At 57.5% G+C, this 13,297-nt stretch carries 5 protein-coding genes and 1 tRNA gene; 2 read left to right on the plus strand and 4 right to left on the minus strand.

What is annotated here, in order from left to right; translation table 11 throughout:
• Window positions 1–3: 3 nt before the first annotated feature.
• Window positions 4–79: transfer RNA gene (locus CAG46_RS12650), tRNA-Gly, on the plus strand.
• Between the two features lie 40 nt (window positions 80–119).
• On the opposite strand, the gene CAG46_RS12655 is transcribed toward CAG46_RS12650, so the two are convergent.
• The 4 genes from CAG46_RS12655 to CAG46_RS12670 all read right to left on the minus strand — a co-directional run bounded on the left by CAG46_RS12655 (window position 120) and on the right by CAG46_RS12670 (window position 11,186).
• Entirely contained in the window at window positions 120–1,583 is a 1,464-nt protein-coding gene (locus CAG46_RS12655; RefSeq protein ID WP_085618131.1) for a hypothetical protein, read from the minus strand.
• A gap of 84 nt (window positions 1,584–1,667) precedes the next feature.
• Complete coding sequence (locus tag CAG46_RS12660) at window positions 1,668–3,848, minus strand: autotransporter outer membrane beta-barrel domain-containing protein (RefSeq protein WP_085618133.1); 2,181 nt, start codon at window positions 3,846–3,848, stop codon at window positions 1,668–1,670.
• A gap of 179 nt (window positions 3,849–4,027) precedes the next feature.
• Window positions 4,028–6,016 carry a hypothetical protein gene (locus tag CAG46_RS12665; protein ID WP_085618203.1) on the minus strand — a complete coding sequence of 663 codons (1,989 nt, stop codon included), beginning with the start codon at window positions 6,014–6,016 and terminating at the stop codon, window positions 4,028–4,030.
• Window positions 6,017–6,284: 268 nt separating this feature from the next.
• The gene (locus CAG46_RS12670) at window positions 6,285–11,186 is read right to left on the minus strand and encodes an RHS repeat-associated core domain-containing protein (protein WP_085618135.1); all 4,902 of its coding nucleotides are present in this window, start codon (window positions 11,184–11,186) and stop codon (window positions 6,285–6,287) included.
• Between the two features lie 187 nt (window positions 11,187–11,373).
• Between CAG46_RS12670 and CAG46_RS12675 the strand changes: the two genes are divergently transcribed.
• Window positions 11,374–13,203 (plus strand): hypothetical protein, encoded by a 1,830-nt coding sequence (locus CAG46_RS12675; RefSeq protein ID WP_085618137.1) that lies wholly within the window; start codon window positions 11,374–11,376, stop codon window positions 13,201–13,203.
• The last annotated feature ends 94 nt before the right edge of the window (window positions 13,204–13,297 follow it).

Consider the following 13,297-nt stretch of genomic DNA (forward strand, 5'->3'; position numbering starts at 1 on the left):
AATGCGGGAATAGCTCAGTTGGTAGAGCACGACCTTGCCAAGGTCGGGGTCGCGAGTTCGAGTCTCGTTTCCCGCTCCAATTCAAAAAAACCACTCCATATGGAGTGGTTTTTTTTTGGTCATTTCACCAGTTGAACCGGCAATGGAAGAGAGGTAATCCAACTCTGCTTGTTGTCGACACTGAGGAACGCCAGTATCTCCAGATCCGACGGTGTGACGAATACCCTCAGCGCATCAGCAGTTACCGTCCCGATCGTCATGTCGCCATCAGCCGACTGTACCGGTGTTGCCTCTGCGACCACGACCGGGTCTTTGCTGCCATCGTTGCGTACGCCTGTAATGTAAAGCCTGACGAACTGGCCGGTATCCTTGAGCACCCAGCGCTCCAGGGTAAAGGTCACAGGGCCCATTTTGCTCAGGCTCAACGGCTCGCTGCCGATCTGTTCAGATTGTGGGGCTCCAATGTCCGGGGCTTCCACCTTGAGAAGGTGCGGGTCTGAGGGGTGATTCTTGCCACGCCGCGTGACTTCGAAATACAGCTCCAGCTTGCTGCCCATCCGCGCCGCAATGTTCGCTCTGGGGATAGCACACTCCATCTCGCCGGGGGCAATGCTCACGACTGCGCTGAAGGCACCGTGTTCGCCCGGATGCGCAAAGTACATTGTCACGATGTCGTCGGGTTCGAAGCTGCTGCCCGATTTGATGACCGCTGTGCCACCGTTCGTGGCCCGTGCTGGTTTCAACGTGCTGCTACTGCCGGTGCTGCCTGTTTCCTTCAGGTAAGGGGGAGCGAACCTTGTTGGCAGTGGGGTGGCGTTGCACTGCAGATCTATCGGCAGCGCGTGTTGCAGAGGGGTGCCGGCGCGGTCCTGCACCGTGTAATGCGCATAGCGAATGCCGTCACCCAGCTTGCGGATGAGCTCGCCGGGGAAATTGATTTGCAACGGCTTGCTTGTGTCGTCAAGGGTCAGGGTCCAGCTGTCTACCAGGTCCTGGCCGCCGACTGTTTTGCTCCAGTACCAGGTCAGGACATCACCGGGGCGAACGTTCTTGTAGGCCGGAACCATGGCGGGCAGGGCGTCGCCATTGGTCTGAAGGTAGGCATCGGTCACCCCATTGGCAATGACTGCCGGGTCGAACAGCAGGGCGCTATCCTTGGCGAGTTCGGGCGGGGTTGTGAAGATGTAGATATCCAATGGCCGGGAGACTGAAACATTGTTGTTATACAGCTCCACCTCGTAGCGCAGTGTATGCTTCCCATCAGTGCTCATGTAGCGTTCCGGCACTATGATGAAAAGATCCGTTTCGGCTACCGTAGCGGTCCAGATCTTGCTGTCGACTGGCTGATCATTCCAGAACAGCGTTAGTGTTTCGGGGCCATCCGGGCTCGGGTCGGAGTTTTCCCACATCTCGAACGCCACGCGCAGGGGCTTTTGCGTAGCGCTGTAGCGCAACAGGTTGCTCTCGCCGCCCTCGATATCGTCCAGTAGGTCTTCAATCAGGACAGGAGCAAGCTTGTCCGACTGGGCCGTCGGTCGAAGCAAGCGGGTAAACAACCAACGAAGGTGAGCTACGAAAGACATGGTGACGCCTCCGGAATGAAAAACTCATCGCATGAATGACGGGCCCAGCAGTGGATCAAGGATGCTGCCGGGCACTATTCACGGCTACCAGTTGTAACGTACGCCCAGGCTGGCCCCCCACGGCTGTTCCAGGCGTTCGCCGTTGGCATAGTCGAACTCCGCATGCACTTGCCACTGCTCGGCCCAGGCCGCTACCACACCGGCACCCAGCTCTGCACGAGAACCGCCCAGGTCGTTATCCAGGCTGTTGCCGTTGACTTTCACGCGGTTGTTGTTGACGAACTCATGGGCCCCGGCAACCCGCACATAAGGCTGGAGCATGCGGCCCTGGCCGAAGTCGAAGGTGCGCCCGGCGGTAGCCCCCAGCTTGCCTTGCAGCGAGCGGGTGTCGTCACCGCTGGCTTGCAAGCCATTGGCCAGGTGGTACGACTGCCCCTCGATTGCCATTGCCGCCAGCTGGGCATAAGGCTCGATGAAATAGCCATGGTCCAGCTTGATGTGCCGGCCGGCCTCCAGCGAAACGCCGATGCCGTGGTTGCTGTAATCGCCTTTGGTCTTGCTGCCGTCGCTCAGTTGCACATCGGCGCGGTTCTGGTAGCGGTTGAGCTTGGCAACCCCGTCGAAGTAGTAGCCGCTTTGTGGGTCGAGCCAGGTGGTGTAGGCACCGATGTGGTAGCTGTCGACCGAGCCCGAACTGCCGCCCTGCAGGTTGAGGTCGGAATTGCTGTAACCTGCCGTTACCCCGGCCAGCCAGTTGCCGTCGCCGATTGGCAAGCGGCCATCGGCACCGAACGACAGCCCTTGTTGCTGTTGCTTGTAACCGAAGTCGGAGGTAGAGGCGTTGTACTGGTTGCCATAGCTGCGCATCCAGGCGCCCGCAGCACCATCGTTGCGGCGCACTTCACCCATGCGGCTGCGCAAGGTGGTGAGCTCGCCATACCACACCGTGGGAGCGGTATTGGCCAGTGCCAGGATGGCCTGGGTGCCGTTGCTGAGCGAACGCATCGAGGTATCCAGGTACCAGTCATTGCCGCGTTGTGCCAGGCCGTAGGCGAAGGTACCGAGGTCAACCGGCCCGCCCTCCAGGGTGAAGCTGGCATCGCTGCCTGCGGCGGTCTCCACCAGGCGCAGTTCGCTATCGGCCAGTGGATCCTTGCCGGTGCTGGTAACCCGGATCTGGTGGTTGCCGGTGGCATTACCGGTTATTTTCAGCAGGTCGCCCCGGCCGTCCGCGAAATCGACATTCATGTTGAAGCGGCCACTGCCTTCCACTGTGGCCACCTCCAGTGTAAGGAATTCGCCGTTGTCGCCAAATTCCACCGCGCCGCCGTCCATCACCAGGTCCTTGAGCTGGGCATCACCGGTCATTGTCCACCGGCCGCCGCTGTTCAATGCCAGGCGATCGAGGTTTTCAAGGCGGCCTTTGAGGGTGGCCTGGTTGGCCAGGGTCAGGTTGCCGCTGCCGCCTTCGGCAATGATGATATTGCCTTCCAGGGCGCTGGCACTGACCAGGATGTCCGCGGTGCCGACGGCACCCACTTCAACCAGGGTGTCGTTGCCGGCCTTGAGGGTGGAGCCGTTCAGTACCTCGATCCTGGCGCTGGCTGGTGCGCTGCCTACAGTGCCGACGGCTATCGCTGACCCGTTCTGGCCTTCTACGTGGCTGGCATCCAATACCACCGTGCCTGTCCTGGCAGCTTGGCCGCTGTCGCCACGCAAGCGAATGCCATTCTGGCCACCGACAATGCGGCTGCCGGCGCTGGCCTGCAGGTCGCCGTCGAACAGCTGTGCCCCCACGCCGGTGGTGTCGGTGCCCAGCAGCTGGCTGGCGGACAGCGTCACCAGGCTGTTGTTGATGACTGCCCCAGCGTTGCCGCCGCTGATCACGCTTTCGTGTGCATCCAGCCGTGTGCCTGCCCCGAGGCCCAGCCCCTGGACTGCCGATGACACGTGGCTGCCGCTGAGGGTGGCGCTGCTGCCGTCGCGCAGCCTTATCCCGGTCGCATTGCCGGTGGCGTTCACGGTGCTGGTGTCGAGTACCAGCCTGGAGCCTTCCCGTACCTCGATGTTGAGGGCGTTGGCGCCGTTGGTGGTGAGAGTGGCACCGTCGAGCACCGTGTAGTTGTCTGGTGGCGTGCTGTTATCGATCGTGGTGTCTTTGTCGATGATGGTTTGCGCCCAGCTCTCCGGGCTCAATAACAGAAGAGGGCCCAAAGAGGCGGCGCGCAGTGCATGGCGCAAAGGAAAAGGGCGGAGTGCTGACATACGAGTACCTGTGGCTTATCCGGTTCAAGTTTGGTCGGCAGGTATCGGAAGCTGACCAATGGCGGCGAAGTCTAGGGATTTCTCAACATATTTCTGTAGGAAAAGTCCTCAAGTTGCCGTCGTTGGTTTTGTGTGTGATGGGCTGCGGGTATGCCGACAGCCCATGCTTGGCTGGCTGCTCAGGAGAATGAGCAGGTTCCTGAACCGGTACCCAGGCTGACGACGGCTTCGACGGTTTTCGATGTGACAATTTCGCCGTTGAATTCCAGGCTGTAATTGACGCGGCCACGGCCGTCCTGTCCGAGGCCGTCGGGGTCATAGATCGGCAGAATGTGGGTTGCGTAAGGTTTGACCTCCCATTCAAAACCGTTTTCTGCCTGGGCCTTGGTGATGGTGACGGTCTCGGTCTTCCGAACTCCGGGAATTTCGGTTTCGCCACTGCGGCCACCCATGGCGGTCCACACCATGGTTACATCCCCGCCGTTAGGCAGATACTGATTCACGGGTTTGACGGAGACCTTGAAGGCGGGTTCGCCGGCGGGGTTTGCCGAGTCCTCCCACAGCGAGTCGCAATTGAGCCAGCCTTTGCTGCTCGTCCGCAGGAATTCTGCGGCATCGGGAACGATGGTCACGGCGTCGGCAGCGACCGATGCATTCGTTGATTTTTGTTCGTTTCCCGCGCCCACCGGCTTGCGGATGGTGTAATGCACCGGCAGCGTGGTGTTGTTCCCCGCCCTCAGGATGTAGGCCCAGGGGATCGTCCGTTCGATTGGTGGGGTATCACCTGTGGCGACGGTGTAGGTAGCTTCGGTGACCAGGATGCCGTCCCAGTAGAAGTCCATCAGGTCGCCATCCTCGGCATCGGCATGGAGCGAGAACGTCAGCTTGGCATCCTGCTCCGCGTCATCGCGCGTCAGTACGTTTGCCGTGTCAGATGTCGCACCCCGCACCTCGGGCGCTGGCAACTCTGTATTGACCGGGTCTGGCCAGTTGGGGTCCGGGTCCGGGCGCCCGGGGCCGGCGACCGAGAAGTCGACATCCACATCGTCACTTTCCGGCCCGTAGGCTATCTGGTGGCGCAGGATCCGATAGCTGACCGGGGTCTTTACAACATCGTCGGCGGCACCATAGGCGGCGCGCAAATGGGTTGGAGGTATGGCGATGGAAAGCGGGAACTCACGGAAGCCAATCTGTTCGGCGAATGCTGCGGATGTACCCCAGCTCACTTCGACAAAATCAGTAGGCCGAGCATTGTCGAACTTGCGTATCTCGACGGCGATACCTGATTGCGCATCCGCCAGGTCGAGGAGGCCGTCTGCCGCCAGGGGCACTACCGGCTTCTGCAAGTTGTCGGGCAATGCGCCCAAGTTGACATCGACGGCGACAAGTTTTGAAATCTGGCTGCGGTTGGTAGCTTTGTCCAGCAGGATGTAGACGATGTAGAAGTGGCCATCTCCGAACTCTGCAATGTCTTCCTTGGTGATGACTAAAATTCTATCAGTGGGTACCAACCCACTCGCCACCGGGTCCGGCACCTCGGCTTCGACGGGAGGGGTGTCTGAATAATAAAGCGCGAAGACATCTTTCTTGTCCTGGTCTTCATAGGGTGGAAGCGTAACTTTCAATCCGGCAGGGTTGGCGGTGAAGAATGCATCGGTAATCAAATTGGTCTGGAGTATCGCCGGCTCCGGCATTTCTCGGTCCCACGGGGCGGTCTTGTCAAAGATCAGATCGACCGCAGCCGAACATAGGGTGTTCTCATTATATTTTTCAATGCGGTACCTGAGTTGGCGCCTGCCGTCAGCCGGATAGGCATCCCGAGGAACGTTTACGGTCATAGGGAATTTTTGGCTTTTATCGCACTGGTGGCTAGGGCCGACATCAAGGAAGTCCCCCACGCTGTCATCATCCGCGACCTTGGCCATTTGTAGTTGCAGTTCGTCGTACTCCCCTGGCTCGGTAGGCAGGGCCCCCCACTCCTGGATGATGACCTCAAGATCGGCGTCGAGAACATCCTTGTTCAACGTGCCGTCCTCGGTGTCAATGATGCCCACCACCTCCGGATCGGCTGGCGCCAGATGCATTTGTGCAGCCAGCCTGTCAACACGCTGTTGTTGATAGTCACGACGTACCTTAGCTGTAAGCAGACGTGTCGAGTCGTTACTCATGTGGATTGCTCCCATTCGACGGAGAATAACGGTTGCGGGCATGCCACACTTTTGGAGTGACATGCCCTTTGGGGTGGTGGAATGAGGCTAGCGCTGAAGGAAAACTTCGGATACTGGTAAAAATGCTAGGTGGGAGATGAGCGGGACGGAAGATAAAAAAATCCCACTCTGCCAGTGCACGGATAGGTTTCGTTATCTCGTGTTTCTGGCTGAGTGGGATTATCTGTAATGTTTATCGCGCTGGATCAACTCTTCATGATGTCATTGATTAGTGAAAACGGCTTTGTCCCCAATATCTGGCCCACTTTTTTCTTATATCGAATACTTTAGCTGACTCGCTCCTTTGATCAGTACGATTTGCAACGATACTTTCACTGCCGCTAGTAACAGGAGCACCAGCATTTCTCAACGCACCGCTCAATCTCTCCGCGTATCTACCTGTCATTCCGCTAAATATCCTACTGCCGGCCCCGGCTATCCCAGTCGCGAATCCCAAACCAATAGATGCAAAAGCCAGGTATTCTGCCCATTGTGCGGCCTGCATATTGTTGTCAATGACCGAGACCGCCTGTGCTACCGTGCCGGCCAACGTCACTGCTGCTGCGGCAGTGCTAACGATGGCCGATGTAGTGGTTGTTCCCGCAAAACTGGCAAGAATCGCCGTTTCTAGGACGACTTTGCCGGCAGCCATGCTGGTACCTGCTGTCGCTATCGCTGTCGCCGCCGCACTGCCGAACGCGCCCACCGCTGCCAGTGCACCGCCGGCGGTAACCACGGCAGCAATGGTGGCGAGAACGCCGATGGCCAGCCATATCCATTTCGATGCATCGCTACCCCTGTCAACCCCCAGCCAGCTCGGGTCATCCTCATCCGGGCGTCGCGGTCGGCCACTGCCGCTTGTGGCCGTGAACCCGCTTGGGTCGCGCAGGGCAATCGGGTTGTTCAGGCAATAGGCATATGGGTTCAACTCGCCGGTTTCGAAGACGCTGAGTGGGTCGGGGCTGTTGAAGTTCCTCTTGCGTGGGCTGCGGGCACGCACGCTTCCCGGGAAGTACCAGCCACTGCCCTGGTCCAGCGCTTCGCCATTGAAGGCCAGATGGCTGTGCAGCGCAGCTGTGGCATGACGTTGGCCGTACGCGCTGTACTGGATGTCGCGAACAATACCGGCCTCGCATTCCGCGATGACACTGAGGCTGGCGTTGGTCTGCAGCAGCAATGTCCTGGGCGGCGATTCGCTCTGCTGTGCCAAGGGAGTGTCTGCATAGAAGCTGTAGCGGGTCCGCGCGCTACCCTGGATGGCCAGGCTCAGGCGGTTCTCATCGAACCAGAGCAGTTTTGCCTCCTCGCTCCCTGTCTGGCTGGTCAGCATCTGCCCGATGCCGTCGTAGCTGTATCGGCTGTGGCCCACAACCTGCAAAAGGAGGCTTTCTTTGTCGTACACCAGCTTTCGGCCATGCTGGTCAATTTCAAGGTTGCCGTTCTTGTCATGGCTGAATGTCATTTCGGTGGGTGCGGAGCCTGTCGTTGCCAAGGTCAATGTCTTGAGCAGGAAACGGTCTTCTTTCTCATAGGTGTAGGTCTCCCTTTCACTGCTGCCATCAGCGAATTCAGTCAGGCAGATTTTGATGTTGTCGATACTGTCATATCGAAACGTCTCCTGGCTGACCGCGCGTCCGGCCTCATCTTTCGGCAACCGGCTGCCGCTGTACTCGACGATACCCAGCCTGCCTCGCGCGTCATAAGTGAACCGCTCTTTCAGTAGTACGTTACGGCCTTCACGCAGCAGGCGCCCATCGAGCAGCTTGTCTTTGCCCCATTGCTGCACCAGGGTACGTTCGGGTTGGTTGTCGAGTCGTTGTACCCGTTTGCATTCGAAACCATGATCATCGTATTCGAGCGTGGTGACCAAGGTGCTGCCATTGCTCTTGTCCGTGCTGGTTATTTTCTGCAGGCGGCCCAAGTTGTCGTAATCGAATGCCGCGAGCAGGTTGCCCTCGTCGGTGGACTTGATACGGCCAGCCTCGTCGTACTCGTGCACGGTGACGATGTCATCGACATAGGTGCGGGATTTGAGGCGGCCTTGCACCGTGTTGACAAATACCGCGTGCAGCTCGCTGCTGTCCGGTTTCTTCCAGGTTTCCCGGGTTAGCTGCTCATGCTCGTTGTACTGGTAGATTCGGCTACCCTCGGCATTTTCCGTTCGCTCCAGCAGGCCGGTGACCGGTTGGTAGACATACCTGGTTTCGGCGCTTTCGACGCTGCTGTGAGTCGGGGTGGGTGAGAGAGCCAGATTGTATCGGTAGGCAATGGTGTCCCCCGCCCCGGTAACTCTCGCCCGGGGGGCCGACTGGCCAGGTGTGTACTCGTACTTCTCGAGCCGTTTGCCGATCGTACGTGAAGTCAGTTGACCGAGGCCGTTGAAGCTCTGTGCGCCTACCTCGAATGGCGGTTCGGACCCCACATTGGAAATAGCGCAGATACTGGTCGCCCATAGTTCTTCCGACTGGGGCGCATAGCGGTGTTCGATACGGGTCTCGTCGGCCAGTATGTTGGCCGTCATGCGGTTGAAATGGTCATACTTGAACCGGGTGACATTGTTGCGCTCATCGGTCTTGCTGATGCAACGTCCCAATCCGTCATAGCTCTGTTTCTGTTCGGCTACGGCGGTATCGTCCGGGCCAAGGCGCTGGATCAGCACAGGCTTGTCGAACGCGTTGGTCCAGGTACTGACCTTTTGGCTCTTCACGGTCTGTTGCGCAACCTGCAGCCAGGTGACTTTGCGCACGTTGTTGTCCGCATCCTTTTCGGTCGGGTCGAACGCCGTATGCTCTTGCACGTTGTCTTCGCGGATGATCACGTTGCGTGCTTCCCAGGCGTCGTACAGGTACTTGCGAGCCACGAACTGCACGGTTTCGGGGAAGGGTTGGGCATCGAGCCAGTCATATCGGCGCTCCTCCACTTCCCGCTCCCAGGCGTCGTACAGCTGTTCCCGGATCAGGAAAAGCCGGGCTTTTTGTTTCGGGTCGACATGGCTTCGGCGTTCCTGATGCACCCTGCCCAAGCCGTCGAAACGTGTTTCGGTGACCACCGTCGTGGGCGAGGTGAAACGCTGGCTGGCCTGGTCCTGGTCGTCGGCGCAAAGGTTGTACTCGTTGCTGCGAACGGCTTCGTCGGCATTGCCCCCGTCGACTACTTCAAAAATGGTATTGCGCAGTTCGTCCTTGACGGTGCGGCGCTCGACATTGTCTTCATCGATATCAAGCAGCAGTTCCCGGGTCAGTAGCGAATGGCCTTCGCTGCTCTTTTGCTGCTCACCGTCGTACCCCTTCACGGTCTGAACAGTTTCCAGCACTTTTATTGGCGGCAGGGCGTGCAAGCGATCGTCGCGCATCCCCTCCCATGTCATCGTGGAGAACTGGTAGGCATACTCCACTGTCGTATCCAGCGTCTTTGGCTGGTCCAGGTCGCCTGCCTTCGGGTTCGGGTAGCTTGTAACGCTTTGCTTCATGCGGCCATGCAGCAGTGGCGTGTCTTCGATCGGGGCTTCATGCTCATTGTCGTAGTAGTCATAGGTGATGGTTTTCACCTCTTTGCCGCTTTCGCTGGTCGTTTCGCTGTGGAGCGCGCACCAGGTCGTCTGGTCGCTGGCGGAGCGGCTGCTGGCCAATACCTTGTAGGCCTTGTAGCGGTAGCGGGTAACCAGCGTGGGGGCGTCACCGGGGTGGCCCTCTGCTGGAATCACGGTCTTCGATTTCATGTCGCAAACGAACATTTCGTCGTTGCCTGGGTAACCGTCCTCGGCCTGCCTGTACCATTCGTAGCGCTCGACAGTGCCGTTGGCTGCCTTCTGCATCAATGCATTACCGAAATCGTCATACGCGGTTTCGACATACTCCTTGCGGCTGTTGCTGCTATCTGCTTTCCACCAGTGCTTAACGACCTTGATCGGCAATTGGCAATATCTGACCTGATCTTTGAACAGCCCTGATTTCAATGCGTACGAAGTGGTTGTTTCTTCCACGTTCGGGCCGATGACTTCATTTTTTTCGGCGTTCAGCCTGTTGCCTCGATAGGTAGCCTCGCGCGTGTTCAGGTGGAACTTGTTGAATTCGCGAACCGTGCTGCGCACTGGCTTGCCATCGACCCATAACGTCTCGGTCGTTGCGTAGTCATAATCGATGGCTTTGCGGAACAGGTTGTCCAGGCCATCTGCGATCCAGTCCAGGTCCGTGTTGCCGCCGAGGAAGTTATGCCCATTCCTGGAGTAGGTGTAGCGGATGTCGATGGCTGTTTTGTCCTGATCCGGTCCTTTTGCAGCGTATTTGACATGTTTGGTAACCCGCGGTACGGGGTCCAGGCCCGAGCGGTTCGGCAGCAAGTGACCACCATCGTCGTAGAAAAGTTTCTCCAGGCCATTGGTGGGGGTGATGATCTCCTTGATGCACTCCATTCCTCGCTCGAGCGAGTAAGTAAAGCGCCAACTGGCCAGGTTCGGAGTGGGCAATTCGATGCGCTTTACTCTATTGGTCGTGTTTTCGAATACCAGGCTGTAGCTCGCAGTACCGACATCGGTCAGGAATTTCAGTATCGCCCGATCGGAGCGGCGCTCCACTTCCAGTAAGGTAAGGCCGCGCATGTCGGTAATCTTGCTTAGGGTCGGGAACCCGTCGTGGTGCTTGTACTCCAGCGCCAGCCAGTGGCCCTTGCGGCTGAGCATGCAGGTCGGCACCGCTCTGGCGTTTTCGCCCCAGCCTTTGAGTTCGAGCACTTCCACCACGCCAGAGCGGTGTTTCACGTACCACAGCTCCGGAGATAGCTCGTATAGATGGAAAGTGTCGATTTTCTTTTCCGACATCGACAGCTGGTTACTGGTACCGACGCGGCCATCGACCTTGAACGTTTCGCCATTGGCCAGTGAGATGATGCGCCGCCCGCTGGCGACATCGAACTCGGTCACTGGAAGGGTCCAGCCGCTGCCGAATCCACGGTCGTATTGGCTCAGTTGGCTATAGCGCAGGTGTAATCCCAGATCAGCGGCCATCAGATCACTGCCGGAAAGCTCAGAAAAATCCATGCGAAACATGAAGATACCGGTGCGTTTATCAACACCATTCTGCATGTGGCTGCAGAAGTTGAATGCATTGGAGCTTGGGTTGGTTACGGTGGCCATCAAGCGTGCTCCCCTGTGTCAAAGGCGTGAAATTCAGATCATTTGATCGCCACGCTAACAAAGCCCCCGCGTATTGCCACCTGTTAAATCTGCTAGTTTCGATGGTGCAGATGCAGGTGTAAAAAGTCCCTATCGTGATCGGCAGGCAAAGGCCTGTTTATCGGGCAGATGTATAGGGGATGAACAGATGAAAGATGCTTCCAAGATGCCATTGCCACTAGGCGGGGGGGCGAAAAAAGTTGCGCTGCCGAAACCCTCTGTTCCAGATTTGGAAGGGGATTCCCTGAGCCTGGAGAAGCTGGGGGATGCCAAACTCAAGACATATTTGCCGGGTTTGAAGTTAGGCGATGAAGTATGGCCGCGTTTGTTTGGTTGCGGCCCTGCCGGCGAAACGAGGGACTTGGAGCCGACGCCTGTAGATGTAGAGGCTCTGGAGCCGGATGGCACTTTTCTGGTTGAGGTAGGAAATGAACTAATGAAAGAACTGGATGAGGGGGTTGTATTTTATTCGTACGCTAGAACCCTTCCTCCAAAGACTGATCCGCGGAAGCTGGAAATTTCCGACAGGTTGCTCTTCTACGTGAATAAGCCAGTCCCGCCCGCCGACTTGCTGCCACCCCCTCATATGATGGACAGTGATGGCCTGATTATTGATTTGACTCGTGTGTCCGGAGCCGGCCAAGTCATTAGTACAGCATTCCAGTTCATGTCTGTAAACGACAAGGTGGTACTTTCCTGGAAGGACGAGTACGGAAGTGAAACGTTGACCAAAGAGTTAAAAGCAGAGGATCTGGGCAAGCCTTTGCTTTGGAGTATAGACGCAGCCTGGTTTCAAATGGCTGGAAGTTGGTGCGAACTCTACTACACGATTCATTATCACGATGGTACGCAGGCCAGCCAGTCGCCTACCCAGCGTTTCACGATCGACAACCCAGGCAGCGGGCAATCTCCCAGCTTGCCGCCGCCGAGGATCCCCGATCATGACGGCGGGATGCTTGACCCAAACAGCTATCCGGATGGGGTGTGGGTCGAAGTGGATGGCTATGTTGCACAATTCGGCGATGAGCTGTTGCTTACCGCATCGGGCAAACAGGTTGTACGCGGCGTTTTTCGTATTGATCGTGCTGTATTGGACAGTGGCCGGCTGCGTTTTCATGTGCCTGGCGAGTGGCTCCAGGCCAATGGCGGGGAAAAGATAGCACTGACCTGGCAATGGAACAGGGTCGGTGGCGCGGCAGACTCTGCGCCCCTCGAACTTACCCTGCGCCGGCCGCTGGATTTGAAGGTTCCATTTGTCCTGGAGGCGACAGCGGAAGATTCGGATCCCGGTGAGGAAGTTGACCCCGCCATGAAGCAGTTCGGCTTTATCCGGGCTGGCAAGTTGAAATTGGGCGCGTACGTTGAAGTACCAGTAGATTCCGAAACCGGTGGTGGCAAGATCACCATGCACTGGCAGGGGTATGGCGAGTCGGGTAGTTACAGTACGGATAAACCGACCGCAGGTAATAACCGACGGTTTCAAATCCCTGTCGAGTTTGTGCCTCCCAACTTTTATTCAAGGGTCAAGATTTTTTATACCGTTGAAGTGGATGATGCCCAGCAGCATTCGGACGCGTACGGCCTGAGAATAATCAAGCCGGAGCCCGGTGATTATGGGGCGATCAGTTGCCCTGACGCGCCGGATGGGAAGCTGTCGCTTTCCAGCGTAAAGGATAACCTCGGTTTTTATCTGAACTCGAGCAGTTGGCCTTTTTTTGCAGTCGGTCAGCTTGTGCGTGTTTTTGTGGAGGGTGAAGGGAAAGGCGGCGGGGGATCGTTACCTCGGGAGTACATTCGTAAGGATCTGCCGGTGACTGAAGAAGAGTGGTTTGCCGATAAGGTGGAAGTTCTGCTTTCAATGGGATACCTGACAAAGCTTAAGTTGAACAAGAGTTTCTCGGTCCATGTACAGGTTAGTTTCGATGGTGGTGTTCATTTTGAACAACTCTTGCCTGTAGACATTTACCTGGAAGCATGAGTCTGTCGCAGCGCCTTCAAATGCATTGCCGGGTTGCAGCCCTGTTTGTACTGCGCGCGGTGCGCCGTTAATCGTTATACAGGAGTTTCTGAAG

The organism is Pseudomonas sp. B23(2017), assembly GCF_002113725.1.
GTDB lineage: Bacteria > Pseudomonadota > Gammaproteobacteria > Pseudomonadales > Pseudomonadaceae > Aquipseudomonas > Aquipseudomonas putida_Z.

Excerpts from the sequence above, each read along its gene's own strand:
- CAG46_RS12655 (WP_085618131.1), bottom strand. The coding sequence starts at position 1,583 with ATGTCTTTCGTAGCTCACCTTCGTTGGTTGTTTACCCGCTTGCTTCGA.
- CAG46_RS12660 (WP_085618133.1), bottom strand. The coding sequence starts at position 3,848 with ATGTCAGCACTCCGCCCTTTTCCTTTGCGCCATGCACTGCGCGCCGCC.
- CAG46_RS12665 (WP_085618203.1), bottom strand. The coding sequence starts at position 6,016 with ATGAGTAACGACTCGACACGTCTGCTTACAGCTAAGGTACGTCGTGAC.
- CAG46_RS12670 (WP_085618135.1), bottom strand. The coding sequence starts at position 11,186 with ATGGCCACCGTAACCAACCCAAGCTCCAATGCATTCAACTTCTGCAGC.
- CAG46_RS12675 (WP_085618137.1), top strand. The coding sequence starts at position 11,374 with ATGAAAGATGCTTCCAAGATGCCATTGCCACTAGGCGGGGGGGCGAAA.